The 21,298-nt window shown below is 68.6% G+C and carries 21 protein-coding genes; 8 read left to right on the top strand and 13 right to left on the bottom strand.

The window, feature by feature from the left end; translation table 11 throughout:
* Nucleotides 1-8: 8 nt before the first annotated feature.
* The 9 genes from E5A74_RS05165 to E5A74_RS05125 form a co-directional block, all read right to left on the bottom strand.
* Nucleotides 9-326 (bottom strand): hypothetical protein, encoded by a 318-nt coding sequence (locus E5A74_RS05165; RefSeq protein WP_135983146.1) that lies wholly within the window; start codon nt 324-326, stop codon nt 9-11.
* Nucleotides 327-428: 102 nt separating this feature from the next.
* Nucleotides 429-713: a hypothetical protein gene (locus tag E5A74_RS05160; RefSeq protein WP_135983145.1), complete on the bottom strand. Its 285-nt coding sequence runs from the start codon at nt 711-713 to the stop codon at nt 429-431.
* Nucleotides 714-838: 125 nt separating this feature from the next.
* Entirely contained in the window at nt 839-1,531 is a 693-nt protein-coding gene (gene phoB / locus E5A74_RS05155) for a phosphate regulon transcriptional regulator PhoB (RefSeq protein WP_135983144.1), read from the bottom strand.
* A gap of 9 nt (nt 1,532-1,540) precedes the next feature.
* Complete coding sequence (phoU, locus tag E5A74_RS05150) at nt 1,541-2,230, bottom strand: phosphate signaling complex protein PhoU (RefSeq protein ID WP_135983217.1); 690 nt, start codon at nt 2,228-2,230, stop codon at nt 1,541-1,543.
* Nucleotides 2,230-2,997, bottom strand: a complete 768-nt coding sequence (gene pstB, locus E5A74_RS05145) for a phosphate ABC transporter ATP-binding protein PstB (RefSeq protein WP_135983143.1) — start codon at nt 2,995-2,997, stop codon at nt 2,230-2,232. The genes phoU and pstB overlap by 1 nt, the downstream gene beginning before the upstream one ends.
* Entirely contained in the window at nt 2,997-4,322 is a 1,326-nt protein-coding gene (gene pstA / locus E5A74_RS05140; protein ID WP_135983142.1) for a phosphate ABC transporter permease PstA, read from the bottom strand. Before pstA ends, pstB begins: the two co-directional genes overlap by 1 nt.
* Nucleotides 4,315-5,691 (bottom strand): phosphate ABC transporter permease subunit PstC, encoded by a 1,377-nt coding sequence (gene pstC, locus E5A74_RS05135; protein ID WP_135983141.1) that lies wholly within the window; start codon nt 5,689-5,691, stop codon nt 4,315-4,317. Before pstC ends, pstA begins: the two co-directional genes overlap by 8 nt.
* Nucleotides 5,691-6,722, bottom strand: coding sequence for a substrate-binding domain-containing protein (locus E5A74_RS05130; RefSeq protein ID WP_135983140.1), 1,032 nt, complete (start codon nt 6,720-6,722; stop codon nt 5,691-5,693). Before E5A74_RS05130 ends, pstC begins: the two co-directional genes overlap by 1 nt.
* A gap of 75 nt (nt 6,723-6,797) precedes the next feature.
* Nucleotides 6,798-8,000, bottom strand: a complete 1,203-nt coding sequence (locus tag E5A74_RS05125; protein WP_135983139.1) for an ATP-binding protein — start codon at nt 7,998-8,000, stop codon at nt 6,798-6,800.
* Between the two features lie 62 nt (nt 8,001-8,062).
* Here E5A74_RS05125 and E5A74_RS05120 point away from each other — a divergent pair, with 62 nt between their 5' ends.
* The 5 genes from E5A74_RS05120 (at nt 8,063) to E5A74_RS05100 (ending at nt 11,621) form a co-directional block, all read left to right on the top strand.
* Nucleotides 8,063-8,452, top strand: a complete 390-nt coding sequence (locus tag E5A74_RS05120) for a hypothetical protein (RefSeq protein ID WP_135983138.1) — start codon at nt 8,063-8,065, stop codon at nt 8,450-8,452.
* A gap of 355 nt (nt 8,453-8,807) precedes the next feature.
* Nucleotides 8,808-9,086 (top strand): HPr-rel-A system PqqD family peptide chaperone, encoded by a 279-nt coding sequence (locus E5A74_RS05115; RefSeq protein ID WP_135983137.1) that lies wholly within the window; start codon nt 8,808-8,810, stop codon nt 9,084-9,086.
* A complete protein-coding gene (locus tag E5A74_RS05110; RefSeq protein WP_135983136.1) occupies nt 9,074-9,934 on the top strand; it encodes an HprK-related kinase A in 861 nt (286 codons plus the stop codon). Before E5A74_RS05115 ends, E5A74_RS05110 begins: the two co-directional genes overlap by 13 nt.
* A complete protein-coding gene (locus tag E5A74_RS05105) occupies nt 9,931-10,929 on the top strand; it encodes a nucleotidyltransferase domain-containing protein (protein ID WP_135983135.1) in 999 nt (332 codons plus the stop codon). Before E5A74_RS05110 ends, E5A74_RS05105 begins: the two co-directional genes overlap by 4 nt.
* A gap of 377 nt (nt 10,930-11,306) precedes the next feature.
* A complete protein-coding gene (locus E5A74_RS05100; RefSeq protein WP_135983134.1) occupies nt 11,307-11,621 on the top strand; it encodes a hypothetical protein in 315 nt (104 codons plus the stop codon).
* Here the strand turns inward: E5A74_RS05100 and E5A74_RS05095 are convergent.
* The 3 genes from E5A74_RS05095 to E5A74_RS05085 form a co-directional block, all read right to left on the bottom strand.
* Nucleotides 11,606-12,076: a GAF domain-containing protein gene (locus tag E5A74_RS05095; protein ID WP_135983133.1), complete on the bottom strand. Its 471-nt coding sequence runs from the start codon at nt 12,074-12,076 to the stop codon at nt 11,606-11,608. The genes E5A74_RS05100 and E5A74_RS05095 overlap by 16 nt on opposite strands.
* 133 nt (nt 12,077-12,209) lie before the next feature.
* Complete coding sequence (locus E5A74_RS05090; protein ID WP_135983216.1) at nt 12,210-12,770, bottom strand: manganese efflux pump MntP; 561 nt, start codon at nt 12,768-12,770, stop codon at nt 12,210-12,212.
* An 8-nt stretch (nt 12,771-12,778) separates the two neighbouring features.
* Entirely contained in the window at nt 12,779-13,456 is a 678-nt protein-coding gene (locus E5A74_RS05085; RefSeq protein ID WP_135983132.1) for an HAD-IA family hydrolase, read from the bottom strand.
* Nucleotides 13,457-13,530: 74 nt separating this feature from the next.
* Between E5A74_RS05085 and glmU the strand changes: the two genes are divergently transcribed.
* From glmU to glmS, 3 genes are read left to right on the top strand one after another with little or no spacing between them, the layout of a single operon-like run.
* Nucleotides 13,531-14,883, top strand: a complete 1,353-nt coding sequence (gene glmU / locus E5A74_RS05080; protein WP_135983131.1) for a bifunctional UDP-N-acetylglucosamine diphosphorylase/glucosamine-1-phosphate N-acetyltransferase GlmU — start codon at nt 13,531-13,533, stop codon at nt 14,881-14,883.
* On the top strand, nt 14,880-15,191 hold the full coding sequence (locus tag E5A74_RS05075) for a hypothetical protein (protein WP_135983130.1): 312 nt from the start codon (nt 14,880-14,882) through the stop codon (nt 15,189-15,191). Before glmU ends, E5A74_RS05075 begins: the two co-directional genes overlap by 4 nt.
* Before the next feature lie 23 nt (nt 15,192-15,214).
* The gene (glmS, locus tag E5A74_RS05070) at nt 15,215-17,038 is read left to right on the top strand and encodes a glutamine--fructose-6-phosphate transaminase (isomerizing) (protein WP_135983129.1); all 1,824 of its coding nucleotides are present in this window, start codon (nt 15,215-15,217) and stop codon (nt 17,036-17,038) included.
* 25 nt (nt 17,039-17,063) lie between these two features.
* On the opposite strand, the gene E5A74_RS05065 is transcribed toward glmS, so the two are convergent.
* Complete coding sequence (locus E5A74_RS05065) at nt 17,064-21,203, bottom strand: beta strand repeat-containing protein (RefSeq protein ID WP_135983128.1); 4,140 nt, start codon at nt 21,201-21,203, stop codon at nt 17,064-17,066.
* Between the last annotated feature and the right edge of the window lie 95 nt (nt 21,204-21,298).

Genomic DNA, 21,298 nt, shown 5'->3' with positions numbered 1-21,298 from the left:
GTCATCGGCTAGGGTGGGGGCGCAGCTGCGGCGGGGGTAGCAGCCGGCGGGGGCAGCGCCGCGGCGTCGGGTGCGGCCGGTGCCGGTGCAGCCTCGGGAGCAGGCGCGGCGTCAGGTGCCGGTGCGGCGTCGGGCGGCGTCGTGGTGCCCGAGCCGGTGGTGCCCGCGGCGGGATCCGCCGGCGGGGTGTTGGCGTCGGGCGTAGTCGTGGTCGGCGACTCCGGCGCGCTGGTCGCGGGCGGAGTCTGCTGCTGGCTTGCGGGCACGTCCTGCGCCGCCGAAGTGCCGCTGATCGCCAGCGCGGCGGCGATGATCGTCCATTTCATTCGCACGTCCTCTTCTCGCTATGTTGCGGAAGAGTAACGTATGTGGCGAGGAGACGTTGCGCGCTTCGCCCGGTTCACCTCGCCCAGGCCAGCATTCGTCGCTCAGCCGCCCCGCTGCTTGCACCCGTCGAACTGGTTGCGCTTGCAGAAGGGCACGTTCTCGCGCGGCGGCGGCGGCGGGAACATCTCGCTCGGGGTCTTCGGGTTGGGCACGAAGACCACCGGCTGGCCGGGCCGCGGCGGGCCGTCGACGAACGGGCCGCTGGGCGGCGCCAGCCCGCCGAGCCGCGCGCCGTCGGCGGGCGGCGGCGAGGCTTGCTGGGGATCGGTTTGGGGGAGGGCGGCGCTACTGACGGCCAGCGCCGTCGCGAGGACGATCAGACTCATCACGGGGTCTCCGAACCAGGTTCCGGGGCGCAGGGAGATGCGCATTCCCGAAACGCCGGATTGCCGCGATGTCTCCGCCGGCGCGCTCGGGATTAACCCGTGCGGGGCGGGGAAATTCCCCTAGGTCAGTTGCCGGTATCGAGCGCGTAGCCCGCCGAGCGGACCGTGCGGATGATGTCGGGGCGGTTGCCGTGATTGATCGCCTTGCGCAGTCGCCGGATATGGACGTCGACCGTTCGGCTCTCGATGTCGCTGTCATGCCCCCACACCGCGTCGAGCAGCCGCTCGCGCGAGAACACCCAGCCCGGATGCTCGAGGAAATGCTTGAGCAGGCGGAATTCGGTCGGCCCAAGCGCGACGACGTCGCCGCCCCGGCGGACTTTGTGACCCACCGTGTCCATCTCGATATCGGCATAAGTCAACGCCTCACCGGCCAGCGCGGGGCGCACGCGGCGGAGCACCGCGCCGACGCGCGCGACCAGCTCGCGTGGCGAGAAGGGCTTGGTGACATAGTCGTCGGCGCCGGTCTCGAGCCCGCGCACGCGATCCTCTTCCTCGCCGCGCGCGGTGAGCATGATGATCGGGATGTTGGCGGTCTCGGGCATGCGGCGAAGGCGGCGGCAGACCTCGATCCCCGAAAGCCCCTCGACCATCCAGTCGAGCAGCACGATGTCGGGCGTCGCTTCCTTGGCGAGCAGCAACGCTTCCTCGCCATCGGGGGTGTGCTTCACTTCATAATCTTCGCGCTTGAAGTGCCACGTCACCAGCTCGGCGATCGCGGCGTCGTCTTCGACCAGCAGCATCTTCACTCGGGCCATGATATGTCCTCAGGCAGCGGCCGCTTCGTCGGCCAGATAGCGACCGGTTGCGGCGAAATAGACCATCTCGGCGACATTGGTGGCATGGTCGCCGATGCGTTCGATGTTTTTCGCGACGAACAGCAGGTGCGCGACCTGGCTGACCGTGCGCGGATTCTCGACCATGAAGGTCACGAGCGTTCGAAAGATCGAATCGTAGAAATCGTCGAGCGCGCTGTCGCGCTGGCAGACCCGTGCTGCGCCCGCGGCGTCGCGCGAGGCGAAGGCGTCGAGCGCGTCATGGACCATATCGCTCGCCATCTGCGCCATCGAAGGGAGCAGCGAGAGCGCCTCGATGCGGTCCTCGCCCTCGGTATGGATCAGCGGCACCCGCTTGGCGACGTTCTTGGCATAGTCGCCGATCCGCTCGATCACCGCGGCGATCTTGAGCGCCGCGATCACTTCGCGCAGGTCATCGGCCATCGGCGCGCGCAGCGCGATCAGCCGGACGACGAGCTTCTCGACCTCGGATTCGATCGCGTCGATCGCCTTGTCCTTGCCGCGCACCTGATCGGCGAGGCTGGTGTCGCCGCGCTGGAGCGCCTTCATCGCATCGTGCAGCGCCTGCTCGGCGAGCCCGCCCATCTGGCTGATCAGCGCGCGGAGCTGCTTGATGTCCTGGTCGAACGCCTTGACGGTATGTTCCTGCCCCGTCCCCATCATCCATACCTTCCGGTGATATAGTCCTTGGTGCGCTCCTCGTGGGGAGTCGTGAAGATCTGATCGGTATCGCCATATTCCACCAGCGTGCCGAGGTGGAAGAAGGCGGTGCGCTGGCTCACCCGCGCGGCCTGCTGCATGTTGTGGGTGACGATCGCGATCGCATAGCGCCCGCGCAGCTCGTGGATCAGCTCCTCGATCTTGGCGGTGGCGATCGGATCGAGCGCCGAGGCGGGCTCGTCCATCAGGATCACTTCGGGGTCGACGGCGATCGCGCGGGCGATGCACAGCCGCTGCTGCTGGCCTCCCGAGAGCGCGGTGCCGCTGTCCTGCAGCCGGTCCTTCACTTCCTCCCACAGCCCCGCGCGCCTGAGCGAGCGCTCGACGATCGCGTCGAGCTCGGCCCTCGACGGCGCCAGCCCGTGAATGCGCGGGCCGTAGGCGACATTCTCGTAGATCGATTTGGGGAAGGGGTTGGGCTTCTGGAACACCATTCCGACCCGGGCGCGCAATTGGACCACGTCCATTGCCGAGGAATAGATGTCCTCGCCGTCGAGCGTGATGTCGCCGGTCACGCGCGCGCTCGAGATCGTGTCGTTCATCCGGTTGAGCGTGCGCAGAAAGGTCGATTTGCCGCAGCCCGAGGGGCCGATGAACGCAGTGACCTTGTCCATGTCGATGTCGATCGACACGTCCTTCACGGCCTGCTTGTTGCCGTAGAAGACGTTCACGCCGCGGGCGGACATCTTGTGGGGGGTGTCGGTCATCACCAGCGGGTCTCGAATTTGTTGCGAAGATAGATGGCCAGGCCGTTCATGGCGAGCAGGAACACCAGCAGCACGATGATCGCGGCGCTGGTCTTCTCGATGAAGCCGCGGCTGACTTCGTCGGACCACAGGAAGATCTGGACGGGCAGCACCGTGGCGGGATCGGTGAAGCCGCCCGGCGGGGTGACGATGAACGCGCGCATGCCGATCAGCAGCAGCGGCGCAGTCTCGCCCAGCGCGCGCGCCATGCCGATGATCGTGCCGGTCAGGATGCCGGGCATGGCGAGCGGCAGGACATGGTGGAACACCACCTGGATCGGGCTCGCGCCGATGCCCAGCGCGGCGTCGCGGATCGACGGCGGCACCGCCTTGATCGCGTTGCGGCTGGCGATGACGATCACCGGCATGATCATCAGCGCGAGCGTCAGCCCGCCGACCAGGGCCGCCGAGCGGGGAAGGAGCGGCCCGAACTGGTAGCCGAACAGGCTCCAGCTGCCGAGAAACACCGCGAGCCCGAGCAGGCCGAAGATGATCGAGGGCACTGCGGCGAGATTGTTGATCGAGACCTCGATCAGATCGGTCCAGCGGTTCTTCGGGGCATATTCCTCGAGATAGATCGCCGAGAGCACGCCCACCGGGAAGGCGATCAGGAAGGTCACCGCCATCGTCAGCAGCGAGCCCTTGAGCGCGCCCCAGATGCCGACCGCCACCGGATCGGTCGAATCGGACTCGTGCAGGAAATCGGCGTTGAAGCGTCGCGACAGCACGCCTGCCTGCTGGAGCTTCGCCGCCGCCGCCTCGGCAGCGGCGGTGCCCTTGCCGCCCAGCGCCTGGTCGATCTCGGTCGACGCCGGCAGGTCGATCGTGATCTTGCGGTCGAGGATGCTCGGATCGGCCTTGATGGCGTCGCGCACGCGCAGCCAGGCATGTTCGGAGAGCACTTCCTCGCCGCCGGGACCGAACGCGGTCGCCGCCGCGCTCTTGACCATGTTCTCGAGCCCGGCGCCGGCCAGCGCCAGATCGGCGCCGCGCGTCGCGAGCTGCGCCCGCTCGACCACTATCCCCGAGGCGGGGAAATCGATCGGCAGCGCCACGTCGGTGCGGGTGAAGCCGCGCCAGCCATTGGCGACCATCGTGATCAGCAGGAAGGCGAGGAACGCGGCCGACAAAGTCACCGCGGCGAGCCCGAAGAAGCGGAAGCGCCGCTCGCGGGCATAGCGCCGGCGGATGCGCTTCTGCATCGCCACGGTCGTCCAGTCGGTCGGCGCGCGCTCGGTCGGCTCGGCCGGCCCGGTCGGGAGCTGGGGAAGGAGCGACTTACTCATAGGCTTCCCGATATTTCTTCACGACGCGCAGCGCGACGATGTTGAGCAGCAGCGTGATCACGAACAGCGTCAGCCCCAGCGCGAAGGCGGCGAGCGTCTTCGGGCTGTCGAACTCGCTCTCGCCGGTGAGCAGGTCGACGATCTGCTTGGTCACCGTCGTGGCGCTCTCGAACGGGTTGAGCGTGATATTGGCGGCGCCCGAGGCGGCCATCACCACGATCATCGTCTCGCCGATCGCGCGGCTCACCGCGAGCAGGACCCCGGCGACGACGCCCGGCAGCGCGGCGGGGATCAGCACGCGCGAGATCGTCTCGCTGGTCGTCGCGCCCATCGCGAGGCTGCCGTCGCGCATCGCGGTCGGCACCGCCGCGATCGAATCATCGGCCATCGACGAGACGAAGGGGATGATCATCACCCCCATCACGAGGCCGGCGGCGAGCGCGCTCTCGGACGAGGCATAGGTGTAGCCGAGCGACACCGCGAGATCGCGCACCGCCGGCGCCACCGTCAGCGCGGCGAAATAGCCATAGACCACGGTCGGCACGCCCGCGAGCATCTCGAGGATCGGCTTCATCCATTTGCGCACCGAGGGCGCGGCATATTGGGTGAGGTAGATCGCGCTCATCAGTCCGAACGGGATCGCGACGATCATCGCGATGATCGCGCCGATGAAGAAGGTGCCCCAGAACAGCGGCACCGCGCCCAGCGATTTGCCCGGATCGCCGGCGTCGATCACCTGCGGGCTCCAGTGCGTGCCGAACAGGAAGTCGGTTATCGGCACTTGCTGGAAGAAGCGCAGCGATTCCCAGAGCAGCGACAGGAAGATCCCCAATGTGGTCAGGATCGCGATCAGCGAGGCGACGAGCAGCAGCAGCATCGTGCCGCGCTCGACCCGGCTGCGCGCCTTGAAGCTCGCCCGCACGCGGGTGAGCGCGAACGCCGCGCCGGCAAAGGCGAGCAGGATCGCCGCGGCGGTGCCCATCCAGCGATAGCGCGCCTGCGCGTCGCGGGTCGGGGCGGCGAGCTGCTGCGCCACCGGGTCGAAGGCGGCGGCGCCGTCCTCGTTGGCGACGCGGCGCGCCTCGGCGAGCAGCGCGTCGCGCTCGAAGTCGAATTGCGGCAATTGCGCCGCCGCGGGATGCTGGAGCACCGCTTCCTTGACGAGACCGGGGCTCACCGCGCTCCACACCGCGACGAACAGCAGCGCCGGCAGCACCGTCCACATCGCGACATACATGCCGTGCTGGCCGGGCAGCGAGTGGAGCCGGCGCGCGCCGCCGCGGTCGAAGCGATTGGCGCGGGCGCGCGCGGTCAGCCAGCCGATCAGGCCGAGCCCGGCGACGAGGAAGAGAAGCGCGAAAGCGTTCATCAGTGTAGCCCGGCGGGATCGAGTGCGATCCGCTGCGCGACGATCTGCGCCGAATGCGCGCGCAGCGGGTCGGGCGCCGCGATCAGCCCGCGCTGGGTAAGCTTGCCCTCGGGATTCCACATCGTGGCGTAGAGCGTCAGGAAGTCGGCGAGCCCGGGAACCGCGCGCAGATGCCGCTTCTTCACATAGAGGAACAGCGGCCGCGCGCCGGGATAGGTCCCGTCGGCGATGCTCGCATAGCTCGGCGCGACGCCCTCGATCGGCACGCCGTGGAGCCGGTCGATATTCTCCTCGAGGTACGAATAGCCGAACACGCCGAGCGCGTTGGGATTGGCGGCGAGGCCCTGGACGATCAGATTGTCGTTCTCGCCCTTGTCGATATAGGGGCCGTCGTCGCGGATGCGCTTGCAGCGGCTGTCATAGGGCGCGGTATCCTTCGCCGCCTTGAGCGCCTTGACCTCGGGATCGGCGGCGGCGCAGCCCGGCTCCATCACCAGCTCGACCAGCGCGTCGCGGGTGCCGCTCGTCGCGGGCGGGCCCATCACCTGGATCGGCAGGTCGGGCAGCGCCGGATTGACGTCGCGCCAGCTGCGCGCCGGGTTGGGCTTGCCGAACGGGCTGGCGGCGAGCGCCAGATAGACGTCCTTCTTGCTGAGCTGGAGCCGCGGCCCATTATTCGCCTCGGCGAGCGCGACGCCGTCGACGCCGATCTGGACTTCCATGATCTCGCCGACGCCGTTGGCCTCGCACAGCGCATATTCGGATTTCTTGATCCGCCGGCTGGCATTGGCGATGTCGGGATATTCCCAGCCCACGCCCTCGCAGAAGCGCTTGAGCCCGGCGCCGGTGCCGATCGATTCGACCACCGGCGCCTTGCGGCCGCCGCCCTGGTTGACGAAGGTCTCGGCGACTGCGGTGGTGAAGGGATAGACCGTCGACGATCCCACGGCGCGGATCTCGCGCGCCGTGTTGCTGTCGCAGCCGGCGAGCGTGAGCGCCGCCGCTGCAATCAGGCCGAACCTGCCGAAAATGTCGCGAACTCCCGCTTACCCCGAGTCGTGCGCTCCGGCACGTCAAAGCGCGTGTCTTGCAAGTCGGTTACGGCTTTATGACAATCGCTGCACCGGCAGCAGGATGGTGACGGTGGTGCCCTTGCCGACCGCGCTGGCGATGTCGAGCCGCCCGCGATGGCGCTCGACGATGTGCTTGACGATCGCGAGGCCCAGCCCGGTCCCGCCCAGCGAGCGGCTGCGCCCGGAATCGACGCGATAAAAGCGCTCGGTCAGCCGCGGGATGTGCTGCGGCGGAATGCCTTCGCCTTCGTCGGCGACGCTGAGGCGCACCATCGCCTCGCCCTCGGGCTGCAGCGTCACGGTCACCGGGGTGGCGTCGCGGCCATATTTCATCGCGTTGCCGATGACGTTGTGGAGCAGCTGGCTGAGCTGGGTCGGATCGCCGACGACCGCGGGAACGTCCGCAATCTGGATCACCAGATCGGCGGCGCGCGGGCTGCCCGAAAGCTCGACGGTCACCTGATCGATCAGATCGGCGAGGTCGACCGCCTTGTCGGGGACGCGGTATTTCTCGGCCTCGATCCGGCTCAGCGAGATCAGGTCCTCGATCAGCCGCTGCATCCGCTGCGCCTCGCCGAACACGATCTTGAGGAACCGCGCGCGCGTCCCCGGATCGTCGCCGGCATCCTCGCGCAGCGTCTCGACATAGCCGAGTAGCGAGGCGAGCGGGGTGCGCAGCTCGTGGCTGGCATTGGCGACGAAGTCGACGCGCATCCGCTCGGCGGCATAGCTGCCGGTGCGATCGATCAGATGCACCACGCGGCGTCCGTCGCCGAGCGTGCGCACGCGCATCTCCCAGCGCTGATCGCGCGTGCCGAGCCCGACGAGATGGATCGGCGCACCCGGCGCGCCGTCGTCGCTGCGCATCAGCCGCTCCGCTGCCGCCGGGTGGCGGATCGCGACGCGGACGTCCTCGCCCAGCACGTGCCGGCCGAGCAGCTCGCGCGCGCCGTGATTCGCCGCCTCGACGCGATTGTCGGCGATCACCAGCACCGGCTCGGCGATCGCCTCGATGACGTCGGCGATCGCCGGCTCGCCGGGCGCCGGCGCGGCAACCGGCAGCGGGGGAGCGGGGGCCGCGTCGCCGCCGCTCGCCGCGACGAGCACCGCGGCGACCGCGCAGACCAGCACGACGAGGCTCGCCTGCACGTCGCCGCTCAGCAGCAGCCCGGCGCCGGCGGCGATCGCCGCCACCACGAGTGCCAGCGCTGTCCGAACCCCGAGAAACGATTGCATATGTCCCGTTCTAGGCACGGATTTACGATTGCGAAAGCCGCCCGGGCGCAGGACAAGGCATCATGGCCGACGAAAGCTCCGGACCCGTCGCTTCGCGCCGCCGCGCATTGATGCTCGGCGCCGCCGGCGCGTCGGCGATCGTCTCGATCCGGCCGGCGCTCGCCCAGACCAGCGCCTCGGTGATGAATTGCGAGATTCCGGTCCCCGATCCCGCGCGCGCCGGCAGCTATATCGCCGCCGACGGCACTTTGGTGCCCGCCGGCACCCCGGGCGCCTATCCGCCGCCGGGAACCGCGTTCAAGGCCGAGGACGTCAAGCGCGCGCTCTCGGGCGGCACCTTGCCCGGCACCGATTACGAGCGCAGCCGCGCCTATACCAACTATATCCGCCGCCTGCAGTCCGGCACCAGCGGCTTCACCTGCTTCGCCTCGCTGCAGATGCCGCGCGGCTGAGGCCGCTCGCGCTGGCTTGTCGAAGGGCGGTTCTTTCGTCAAACCGCAGGCTGAGCAAGCGCAGCACGACGGGGGCGGGCGTGACATTTTACCGCGCGTCTCGAGCTGATTGGTTCACGCGGAGACGCGAAGACGCGGAAAAGACGTTGTTCGCGCGGAGGCGGGGAGGCGGGGAGCGTTTCGCTCGCCGCGTCAGCGGCGCGAAAACCACCCTGTTTGCCATGCCGCCCGGCGCGAGAATGGCGGCCAACGCCGCCGGCGCCCATGCCTCCGCGCCTCTGCGCCTCCGCGCGAACCCCCTTCTTTTTCTCCGCGTCTTCGCGTCTCCGCGTGAACAAGACAAGGCCCGGCGCCGATGACGCGCTTCAAGACCGCGGCTCCCGAGACGCTGCGCATCGTGCCGCTCGACGCGCTGACGCTGATCTATCACCGCGCTTCGGGGATCACCCATATCGTCGACAGCCCGGTGCCCGAGATTCTCGCAGCCCTCGCGCCCGAACCGCTCGCCGCGTCTGATCTGATGGCGCGGCTTTCCGAGCGCTTCGATCTCGTCGACGCCGATCCCCTGGCGCTGGCGGCGCGGCTCGACGAGCTCGTCGCGACCGGGCTGGTGGAGCGGCTGTGCGCCATCTGACCCGGCTCCGCATCGGCCCGGTCGGCTTCCGCGTCGGCAGCGACTGGCGCGGGCCGATTGCGGCGCTCGACGATCTCTACCGCGATTATCCGCAGCCCGAGGGCGGCATCCCCGATTTCAACGTCCATCTCTTCGCCGCGCGGCCGTGGCGGCGCGTGCTGCGCCCGTCGGTGCAGATCGGCGGCGATTTCGTCATCCCCGATGCCGCGCCGCTGCCGCTCGCGCAGGGGCTGCTCGCCGCCGAGATGGGGATGAACCTCCAGATGGCGCTCGGCCAGCGCCGCTATCTGCTGCTCCATGCCTCGGCAGTGGAGCGCGACGGCAAGGCGCTGCTGATGACCGGCATGTCGGGAGCGGGCAAGTCGACGCTCGCCGCGCTGCTGATGGCCAGGGGCTGGCGGCTGATGGGTGACGAGTTCGCGTTGCTCGATCCCGCCACCGGGCTGCTCCACGGCTTCCCGCGCCTGATCAGCCTCAAGAACGAAGCGATCGCCGTGCTCGAACGCGCACTGCCCGGGGGGCGCTTCGGCCCCATGCTCGAGGGCACCCCCAAGGGCACGATCCGCCACCTCGTCCCCGATGCGCGGGCGATCGCCGCGATGACCGAGCCGGCAGTGCCGCGCCTGATCCTCTTCCCCAATTACGGCTTCGCCGCCGCCGAGCGCGCGGTGCCGCCGAGCGAGACCTTCGTCCGGCTGACCCAGGCCTCGACCAATTATGTCGCGCTCGCCGAACGCGGCTTCGACGCACTCACCCGGCTGGTCCGGACGGTGCCGGCCCAGGCGCTCGACTATCCCGACACGGCGACGGCGCTCGCGCAGGTCGAGCGCCTGTGGGAGGCGGCATGATCGACGCCCGCATCCTCGCCGAAGCCCTGCGCGATCCCGCCACCACCGCCGCGCTCGACACGACGGGCTGGCCCGCGCTGCTCGCCATCGCCCGCGCCGAGCAGCTGATCGGCACGCTCGCGCACCGGCTCGACGGCCTGCCGATGCCGGGCGTCGCCGCGCGCATCCTCGCCGATGCCCGCGCCTCGGCGGAGCAGGGGCGCGTCGCCGCCCTGTGGGAGGCCGAGATGGCCCGCCGTGCGCTCGCGCCGCTGGCCATGCCGGTGATCCTGCTCAAGGGCACCGCCTATGCCGCCGCCGGGCTCGCCGCGGGCAGCGGGCGCTCGATCGGCGATCTCGACATCCTCGTGCCCCGTGCGCGTCTCGACGAAGCCGAGGCGGCGCTGCTCGCTGCCGGCTGGGAATGGGTCAAGCCCGATCCCTATGACGATGCCTATTATCGCCGCTGGATGCACGAGCTGCCGCCGCTGATCCACCGCGAGCGCGATCGGATGATCGACGTCCACCACACGATCCTGCCGCGCACCGCGCGCGTCACCCCCGATGCCGATGCGCTGATCGCCGACAGCGTCGCGCTGGCGAACGGGCTGCGCGTGCTCAGCCCCGACGACATGCTCTGCCACGCCGCGGCGCATCTGATGGCGGACGGCGATCTCGCCGGCGGCATGCGCAACCTGTGGGACATCCATTGCCTGATCGCGGAATTCGGCACCGCCGGCCTCGAGGCACGCGCCGCCGTGCACGGTCTGGGCCCGGCGGTCGCCCGCGCGGCGCGTCAGGCGCATGCGCTTTACGGCACCGTGATCCCGGGAAGCTGGCGGGTGTGGGACAGCCACGATCCGCTCTACCGGCGCCGCATCCTCGCGCGCGACGGCTGGGGCCGGCCGACGCGGAAATGGACCCGGCTCGGCTTCTACATCCGCAGCCACGCGATCCGGATGCCGCCGATGATGCTGGCGCGCCACTTGTTTATTAAGTGGCGCAAGGAAGGTTAGCTAAATTAAACATTAATCGCATTCGGCAGGATTAGGTAGTAATCCTCGGTATATACGAAAAGTCCCGTATTGATTAGCTATGCGTTCTGCCTATGGTATTTTACGCAAAGGATAGTGGAGGTCAGCGGCTGGCAGCGATAAGATGGTCGGATGCGCGTTGCTCCGGCCGCCGCGAAACCAGATTATATCTTTAAAATATTGAAAAATAGAAACAATATTTGCAATTAGACGAACTTCGTCAACGAACGAAGGGGCTGTCTTCCTGGTGTTAGGGATTTGTTAACCTCCGTTATGCGAAGGTTAATCGCGACCGGGACAGACGGGGCAAAACAATAGGGGGCGCAGGTACGATGTAGTTCAGGGCAGTGAGGCAAGTTGTGATCGACGATCCCGTGCAGGCTTTTGAGAGCGCCGATGCCAGAAAGGTGGTCGATGCGCTGTGGTCGAGCTGGCCGATCGTCGTGACACTGGGCCCTGCCGAGGTCGGGATGGACGAATCCCCCGATCGGCTCATCGATTTCATCAAGACTGTTCAGGAGCTATGCGACGCGGGCCTCGTCACCTTCGAGGCGTTCGTCGTCGGCCCGGGCGGGCCGCAGGCGATCGACGCGGCGCTCACCGCGCGCGGTCGCGCCCTGCTTGGATCACGCGCGCCGGCACCTCCGGCGACGATTACTCAATTGGCCAGCTGAGGCTGCCGGATCAGGTCGGCGACGAGATCCGCCGCGGTCCGCAATATCTTCAGATCATGCCCGTCGAACTGGCGCTGCCCGCGCTGGATCGCCACGATCCGGCCGAGCGGGGTTCCGTCGATGTCGTGCAGCGGCACCGCCGCATAGGCCTGGAAGCCGAGCTTCCCCACAGCGACCGGGTCGGCGAGCTGCCACAGCAGCTCCTCGGACGATTCCGCCGCGCCGCCGGCGAGCAGGATTCCCGCGGTGTCGAGCCGCTCGCCGTCACCGGTCGCGCGCTGGCGCTCGGCATAGTGGCGAAGATCGATGATCACGCCGTCGGCGACCAGCGTCAGCTGGACCAGTTCGGCAAGTCTGGCGGAAGCGATCCGGCCGCCCGCAGGCAGCTCGGCCGCAGCCTCTCGTTGAGAGGCGGGTTGTGGCCCCTTCAATATCATCCCCCCGAAACGACCCACGTTCTCTTCCCCAAGTCGCAAGCTTTCACGTCTTGTAGAGCGAATGCAAGCGTCCGCGGAACTCAGGTAAAACACAGGTCGCAAGCCCTTCAAAAAGAGACGAAATTAAGTCTCTCTTTGCAACCGGACCAGATCAGCCGCCGAAGAACAGATGCTGGATCAGGATCTTCGCGCCGATGAGGATCAGCAGCGTGCCTCCGGCGATCTCGGCGAGCTTGCCCAGCCGCGCGCCATAGGTCGCGCCGATGCGCACCCCGGCGACGCACAGCGCCGCGGTCACCAGCCCGATCACGGCGCAGGCGATCGCGATCGGCGCGCCGATCATCGGCAGCGTGATTCCGGCGGCGGCGGCGTCGACGCTGGTCGCCACCGCGGCGCCGAGCAGCGCCCAGCCGATCAGCGCGGGCGCCGGGGTGGCGTCTTCGCCGGCCAGCCCCTCGCGCAGCATCTTCGCGCCGAGCAACCCGAGCAGCACGAACGCGACCCAATGGTCGACATTGCGGATCCAGCTCTCGAACGCGGCGCCGAGCGCCCAGCCGAGCAACGGCATGAGCCCCTGCGCGATACCGAATGCCGCGCCGATGCGCAGCGCGCCCGCGGTGCTCCGCCGCATCGCGCCCTGCGCCACCGAGACCGCGAACGCGTCCATCGCCAGCCCGAGCGCGAGCGCGAGCAGCGAGAAGAGCGGGAGCATGGTGTCATTCATGCCGTGCCCAGCTTCTCGAGCGTGGGGACCAGTTCGTCATAATGGTCGATCACCGCGTCCGCCTGCAGCTCCTCGATCGGCTGCATCAGGAAGCCGAAGCTGACCGCGATCGAGGGGATGCCGGCGTTCTTCGCCGCCTGGGTGTCGAAGATCGAGTCGCCGACGAACGCCGCGCGCCCGCCGCCGCAGCGGCGGATCATCTCGTGGATCCCCGCCGGCGAGGGCTTGCGCCCGTCCGGCCCCATCGTGTCGCCGCCGATCACGCAGGCGAAGCGGTGGTCGAGGCCGAGCTCGGCGACGAGCTGGACGGCGAGCTGCTCGGACTTGTTGGTGACGATGGCGAGCTTCGCGCCGCGCGCGTCGAGCGCGTCCATCGCCGCGGCGAGCCCGGGAAAGGCGTGCGTCCCGCGCGTGAGGTTGTCGCCGTAGAAGGCGAGAAGCGCGGGATAGGTGCGTTCGAGCGTGTCGGGATCGCATCCGCCCGATGCCTCGAGCCCCTGCTGGAGCATGTATTTCCCGCCGCGCCCGATCATCGGCTTGACGGTTTCGACGTCGAGCGGCGGCCGCCCGAGCAGCGCCAGCGCGTGGTTGAGCGCCGCGGTCAGGTCTGCGCTGGTGTCGAACAGCGTGCCGTCGAGGTCGAACCCGACGATGTTGAAGGGGAAGTCTGTCATCGCGGCGGCGCCTGCCAGCAAGACTATGGAATTGGCAAGCTTGTCATGGCAGGGGGGCTGCACCGGAGGGTTCGATGACATTCCCGATTGCCGCGATCATCCTTGCTGCGGGCAAGGGCACGCGGATGAAATCCGATACGCACAAGGTGCTGCACCCGCTCGCCGGGCGGCCGATGCTGCTGCATCTGATCGATGGCGTCGCGGCGCTCGATCCGGCGCGGACGATCGTTGTGGTCGGCGCCGGGCGCGAGCAGGTCGAGGCGGCGGTGCGCCCGCACGGCGCCGAGACGGTCCATCAGGCCGAGCAGCTCGGCACCGGCCACGCCGTGCGCATGGCCGAGGATGCGCTCGCCGGGTTCGAAGGCGATGTGCTGGTGCTGTTCGGCGACGTGCCGCGCGTCACCGCCGACACGCTGCGGCGCATGCTCGCGCGGCTCCACGCCGCGGACGCGCCTGCGACGGTCGCGCTCGGCTTCCGTCCGGTCAATCCGGCCGCCTATGGCCGCGTGATCGCCGATGCCGACGGCCGGATGGATCGCATCGTCGAGTTCAAGGACGCCTCGCCCGAGGAGCGCGCGGTGACCTTGTGCAATTCGGGGCTGTTCGCGGCGCGCGCGGCCGACCTGTTCGACTTGCTGGCCCGGATCGACAACGACAATGCCGCGGGCGAATATTATCTTCCCGACATCGTCGCCGTCGCCGCCGCCGACGGGCGCCATTCGGCGGTGATCGAAGTCGCCGCGGCCGAGGTCGCCGGGATCAACAGCCGCGGCGAGCTCGCCGCGGTCGAGGCCGATTGGCAGCAGGCCCGCCGCGCGCAGGCGATGGCCGACGGGGCGACGCTGATCGCGCCCGAGACGGTGTGGTTCGCCTATGATACCAGCCTCGGCCGCGACGTGCTGATCGAGCCGAACGTATTCTTCGGCCCCGGCGTCACGATCGCCGACAACGTCACCATCCATGCCTTCAGCCATATCGAGGGCGCGACGATCGCGCGCGGAGTGAGCGTCGGGCCCTATGCGCGGCTCCGCCCCGGCACGGTGCTCGGCGAGGGCGCGAAGATCGGCAATTTCGTCGAGACCAAGAAGGCCGTGCTCGGCAAGGGCGCCAAGGCCAACCATCTGAGCTATCTCGGCGATGCCGAAGTGGGGGCAGGGGCCAATATCGGCGCGGGCACGATCACCTGCAATTACGACGGCTTCCTCAAATACGGCACGAAGATCGGCGACGGCGCTTTCATCGGCTCGAACAGCGCGCTGGTCGCCCCGGTCGCGATCGGCGCGGGCGCGATCGTCGGTGCCGGATCGGTGGTGACGCGCGACGTCGAGGCCGATGCGCTCGCGCTCACCCGCGGCGAGCAGACTTCCAAAGCCGGCTGGGGCGCGCGGTTCCGCGCGCGCATGGCCGCACGAAAGGCAGCCAAATGAGCGATCGCTACGCCGGCAAGCCGTTCCTCAAATTGCTCGAAAGCTATGTGCTCGATGCGATCGGCCATCTCGATCCGGCGGCCGATGCGGCGCTGCGCGCGATGGAGCCGCACTATCGCACGCTGTTCGGCGCCACCGGCAGCTGGCGCGAGATCGTCGTCGGCCGCATGCAGTTTCAGGACGGCATGCAGGGGGCGATCCGCGAGGTCTGGCAGTCGGGCCGCGTCCGCTTCCGCGAAGCCAATGGGCGCGAGCCCGATCCGATGGAATTCACGCGGGTTTTCATCGACAGCAAGTTTCCGCACTGATTGCGGCAGGGGGATAGGGTTCGATGTGCGGAATTGTCGGTATCGTTGGCAACCAGGATGTCGCGGGGCGCCTGTTCGACGGGCTCAAGCGGCTCGAATATCGCGGCTATGATTCGGCCGGGATCGCCACGCTCCACGACGGCGAGATCGAGCGCCGCCGCGCCGAGGGCAAGCTCGTCAATCTCGCCGCGCGCCTCGCCGAGAGCCCGCTTCCGGGCAGGATCGGCATCGCCCACACGCGCTGGGCGACGCACGGCGCGCCGACCGAGGACAATGCCCATCCGCACATCGTCGGCGACGTCTCGATCGTCCACAACGGCATCATCGAGAATTTCAAGCCGCTCCGCGACGCGCTGATCGCCGAGGGTCGCGAGTTCAGGAGCCAGACCGACACCGAGGTCGTCGCGCACCTCGTCAGCCGCGAGCTCGAAGGCGGCAAGAGCCCGCGCGAAGCCGTCGCCGCGGTGCTGCCCCAGCTGCACGGCGCCTTCGCGGTCGCGTTCCTGTTCCGCAATCAGCCCGACATGCTGATCTGCGGCCGGCTCGGCGCGCCGCTCACCGTCGGCTATGGCGAAGGCGAGAATTATCTCGGCTCGGACGCGCACGCGCTCGCCTCGCTCACCCAGCGCATCGCCTATCTCGAGGAAGGCGATTGGGCGGTGGTCACCCGCGAGAAGATCGAGGTGTTCGATCGCGACAACCAGCCCGTCGATCGCCCGATCGTCCATTCGGGCGCCAGCGCCGCGCTGATCGACAAGGGCAATCACCGCCACTTCATGCAGAAAGAGATCTACGAACAGCCGGTCGTGGTCGCCCAGACGCTGCAATCCTATATTCGCCCGGTCGAGCAGAAGGTCGCGCTTCCCGACATGGGGTTCGATCTCAGCAAGATCGAGCGCGTCGCGATCGTCGCCTGCGGCACCGCCTCCTATGTCGGGATGATCGGCAAATACTGGATCGAACGCTTCGCCCGCCTGCCGGTCGAGGTCGATGTCGCCTCCGAGTTCCGCTATCGCGATCCCGTGCTGCTGCCCAACACGCTCGGCGTGGTGGTCAGCCAGTCGGGCGAGACCGCGGACACGCTGGCGGCGCTGCGCCACATGAAGGCCAATGGCGTCACCACCGCGGGCATCATCAACGTGCCGACCAGCTCGATGGCGCGCGAAGTCGATCTGCTGCTCTCGACGCATGCCGGCCCCGAGATCGGCGTCGCCTCGACCAAGGCGTTCACCTGCCAGCTCGCGGTGATGGCCGCGCTCGCGGTGAACCTCGCCCGCGCCAGCGGACGGCTCGCCGAGGACGAGGAGCGCGCGATCGTCCGCCACCTGATCGAGGCACCCGCCGGCATCAACGCCGCGCTCGCGCACGATGCCGAGATCGAGGCGATGGCGCACACCATCGCGCAGGCGCGCGACGTGCTCTATCTCGGCCGCGGCCCCGATTATCCGCTCGCGCTCGAGGGCGCGCTCAAGCTCAAGGAAATCAGCTACATCCACGCCGAAGGCTATGCCTCGGGCGAGATGAAGCACGGCCCGATCGCGCTGATCGACGACAGCGTCCCGCTGATCGTCCTCGCCCCCTCGGGCCCGCTGTTCGACAAGACCGTGTCGAACATGCAGGAAGCCAAGGCGCGCGGCGCGCGCGTGGTGCTGATCTCCGATGCCGAAGGGCTGGCCCAGGCCGGCGACGATGCGGTCGCGACGATCGAGATGCCGAGCGTCCACCCGTTGATCGCGCCGCTGGTCTATGCGGTGCCGGTGCAGCTGCTCGCCTATCACGTCGCGGTGGCCAAGGGCACCGACGTCGATCAGCCGCGCAATCTCGCCAAGTCGGTCACCGTCGAATAGCGCCCGGCTTACGGACCCTCGCCGGTCAGAGCACGAACTCCGCCGTCGTCAGCAATATCGAGCCGTTGAGCTGGAGCGCGAAATCGGCCGCGCCGTCGCCATTGACGTCGGCCGACACGAAGGTGCTGCCGTCGTGCTGCTCGTAGCGCAGCTGCCCGGCCACGTGCGAGAAGGCCGCGGTGCCGATAAAGGCGAAGCTCTGGTTGCCCGTCGTGGTGCTGCGCGCGTCGATCGCCGAAAGATCGATTCGGTCGGTCTGGCTGCGGCTGAAGTCGGTGATGACGTCCATCGCCCCGAACTGGCTGTCGCCGGTCGCGGTGTAGATGAAGCGATCCGCGCCCGCGCCGCCGGTCAGGATGTCCGCGCCCGCGCCGCCGGTGATCTTGTCGTTGCCCGCGCCGCCATCGACGAAGTCCGCGCCGCCCGCGGCCGAGATCGTGTCGTTGCCGCCCAGCCCGTAGATGCTGTCCTCATATTGCGTCGCGCGCGGCTGGCCGGATGCGCTGGTGCTCGTCGAGATCGTGTTCGCGGCGTTGGTGCCGGTGATCACATTGCCCTCGCGCAGGTCGAGCACGGTCACCGCCAGCGCCTGCGTGTCGACGAAGCCGCCATCGCTCGCCGAGACGATCACGTCATAGACATTGTCGCCGCCGGCATCGCCGGGCGCCTCGAAATCGGGCGCGGCGACGAAGCGCAGCGCACCGCTGTTCGCATCGATCGCAAAGCGTGCCGCGTCCGCGCCGCCGGCGATCGCATAGGAGATCGCGTCGCCGTCGCTGTCCGTCGCGAACACGGTGCCGATCGCCGTCCCGTTCTCGGCGATGCCGATCCCGGCCGAGGCGCCGCCGCCGAACGAGGCGATGGCGAGACCTTCGTTGACGTTGCCGATAGTCACCGCCAGCGCCTGCGTCGTGACGAACGCGCCGTCGCCGGCCGAGACCACGACATCATAGACATTGTCGCCGTCGGCATCGCCGGGCGCCTCGAAATCGGGCGCCGCGACAAAGGCGAGCGCGCCGGTCGCCGCGTCGATGCTGAACAGCGCCGCATCGGCGCCGCCGGCGATCGCGAACACCGGGGTGTCGCCGTCGAGATCGCTCGCCGTCACGGTGGTGACCGCAACGCCGTTCTCCGCCACGCCAATCGCGCCGCCGCCGGAGGTGATCGCAAGCCCTTCGTTCACATTGTACACGCCGACCCCGACATCGCGGCTCGCGGAGAGCGCGCCGTCGCTCGCGGTGACGGTGAAGAAGTAGTTGTTGGTCCCACCGCTGCTGCCCGGCGCCTCGAAATCGGGCGCGCCGACGAAGCTGACCGCGCCGGTCGCCGCATCGATCGCGAACAGCGCGGCATCGGCGCCCGACAGCGAATAGCTCACCGCGTCGCCATCGGCATCGGCCGCGGTGAAGGTGAAGACCTCGCTGCCATTCTCGGGGCGGAACAGCGCCACCGCCTCGCCGGCCGGCAGCGTGGTGAACGCCACGCCTTCATTGACGTTGCCCACGCTCACCGCGAGCGTCTGCGCGGTGACGAAGCTTCCGTCGCCGGCCGAGACCACGACATCATAGACATTGTCGCCATCGGCATCGCCGGGCGCCTCGAAATCGGGCGCCGCGACAAAGGCGAGCGCGCCGGTCGCCGCGTCGATGCTGAACAGCGCCGCATCGGCGCCGCCGGCGATCGCGAACACCGGGGTGTCGCCGTCGAGATCGCTCGCCGTCACGGTGGTGACCGCAACGCTGTTCTCGGTCGCGCCGATCGCAGCGCTCACGCCGCCGCCATTGGACGTGATCGAAAGGCCTTCGTTCACATTGTACACGCCGACCCCGACGGCGCGGCTCGCCGAGAACACGCCGTCGCTCGCGGTGACGGTGAAGACATAATTGTTGGTTCCGCCGCTGCTGCCCGGCGCCTCGTAATCGGGCGTGCCGACAAAGCTGACCGCGCCGGTCGCCGCGTCGATCGTGAACAGCGCGGCATCGGCGCCCGACAGCGTGTAGCTCACTGCGTCGCCATCGGCATCGGCCGCGGTGAAGGTGAAGACCTCGCCGGCATTCTCCGGGCGGAACAGCGCCACCGCCTCGCCGAGCGGCAGCGAGGTGAAGGTCACGCCTTCATTGACGTTGCCCACGGTCACCGTGAGCGCCTGATCGGTGGAAAGCGATCCGTCGCTCGCGCGCACCACCACGTCATAGACATTGTCGCCATCGGCATCGCCGGGCGCTTCGAAATCGGGCGCGTCGACGAAGCGCAGCTCGCCGGTGGTCGCGTCGATGCTGAACAGCGCCGCGTCGGCGCCGCCGGCGATCGACCAGCTCGCCGCGGTCCCCTCGGGATCGCTGCTCGTCATCACGCCGACCAGCGTGTCGTTCTCGCTCGCCGCGAACGATGCCGGCGACGTGATCGCCGGCGCCTCGTTGGCGTTCTGCACGGTGATGGTCAGCGTCTGGGTGTCGACGAGGCTGCCGTCGCTGGCGCGGACGATGACGTTGTAGACATTGTCGCCGCCGCTATCGGCCGGCGCCTCGAAATCGGGATTGGCGACGAAGCTCAGCACGCCGGTCGCCGCATTGATCGCGAAGCGCGCAGCGTCGACGCCGCCCGAAATCGAATAGACCAGCGTCGTCGATTCGGGGTCGGCCGCAACCACCGTCGCCGCCACGCCGCTGTTCTCGGCAAGCGTGATCGCGGCCGTGGTGCCGCCGCCGTTCGACGAGATCACCGGCGCCTCGTTGACGTTGGTCACCGTCACGGCGATCGCCTGCGTGTCGGCAAGCGCGCCGTCGCTGGCGCGGACGATCACGTCATAGACATTGTTGCCGCCGGCATCGGTCGGCGCCTCGTAGTTCGGCGCGACCGCGAAGCGCAGCGCGCCGGTGGTAGCGTTGATCGTGAAGCGCGCGGCGTCGGCGCCGCCGAAGATTGAATAGGTCAGCGCCGAAGGGCTGCCGTCGTCGGTCGCGGTGATCGTCGCGACGGTCGTGCCGTTCTCCGCGATCGCAATGTTGCGGGTTGCCGCGCCCAGCTCGGGCGCGACGTTGGGCAGCGGCTGGAAGATCTGGACGCGAACGTCCTGGCCCGTCCCGGTGCCGGAGGAACCGCTCGACGAGAAGCTGGCAAAGCCGCCGCCGGCGAGCCCGACCAGCGAACCCTCGATCCCGGTATTGGTGTCGGTGTTGAGCGTGAACGCGGCGCTGGTCGCCACGCCCGTCGCATCATAGGCGCGCGCCTGCATCTGGCTGCCGTTCGCGCGCCAGCCGATGACGAAGCCGCCCTCGGTCAGCGTCGCGATCTCGGGCAGCAGCCCGTCGCCGACATAGACTTCGGCGCCGACCTTGGCGCGCGCCGCGTCGAAGCGCTGGAAGAAGATGCCGCTGCCGCGCGCATAGGCGACCGCGAAGCCGCCATCGGCCAGCGCGACGACAGTGGTGTCGAGCTCGCCCACGGAATTCGTCACGAGGATGTCGTTGCCCTGCGCCACGCCATTGGCGTCGTAGACCCGCGCGGTCGCGTTCGACGAACCGGAGTTGCCAATCTGCCAGGTGACGACGAAGCCGCCATTGGCCAGCGCGGCGATGTCGGCGTTGTTCTGCGATCCGAACGCGCTGCTGTTGATGCGAAACTCGCTGCCGAGCGCGGCACCGCTGGCGCTGAAGCGCTGCCCCTCCAATGCCCAGCCCGCGCCGTCGCGGCTGGTGTCGGTCGAGTGCCACGCCACCACGAAGCTGCCATCGGCGAGCCCGGTCACCGTCGGTTGCAGCTGGTCGAGCGAGGTAAAGCTGTTGACCCGGAACTCGCTGCCGACGGCGGCGCCCGCGGCGTCGAAGATCTGCGCCTTCACTGCGGTGCCGCTGCCGTCCTGCGTCGTATCGGCGGTCTGCCACGTCACGACATAGCCGCCGCCCGCGAGCGCGCTCACCTGCGCCTTGGTCTGGCTACCCGCGGTCTGGCTGTTGACGACCACCTCGCTTCCGATCGGAACGCCGGTGGCGGAGAGGTGCCGCATGATGATTGCCGAGCCGCTGCCGTCCTGCGTCGTGTTGGTCGTTTCCCACACCGCGATCAGGCTGCCGTCGGCAAGCCGGGTCACCGATTGGCGAAGCTGGTCGCCCGCCGTCTGCGTGTTGACGTTGCTCGCTGCACCGACGCCGCCATAGCTCGACATGATATTGATCCCCCCGAAGTCGTTGTGCGAACGCTAGGGGCAAGTTGTTGAGGAGATATTACACGGCCAAGGTTGATTTCTTGGTCACGATTTCG

It is taken from the genome of Sphingomonas naasensis (assembly GCF_004792695.1).
GTDB lineage: Bacteria > Pseudomonadota > Alphaproteobacteria > Sphingomonadales > Sphingomonadaceae > Sphingomonas > Sphingomonas naasensis.
This window is presented reverse-complemented; position numbering and strand designations above follow the sequence as displayed.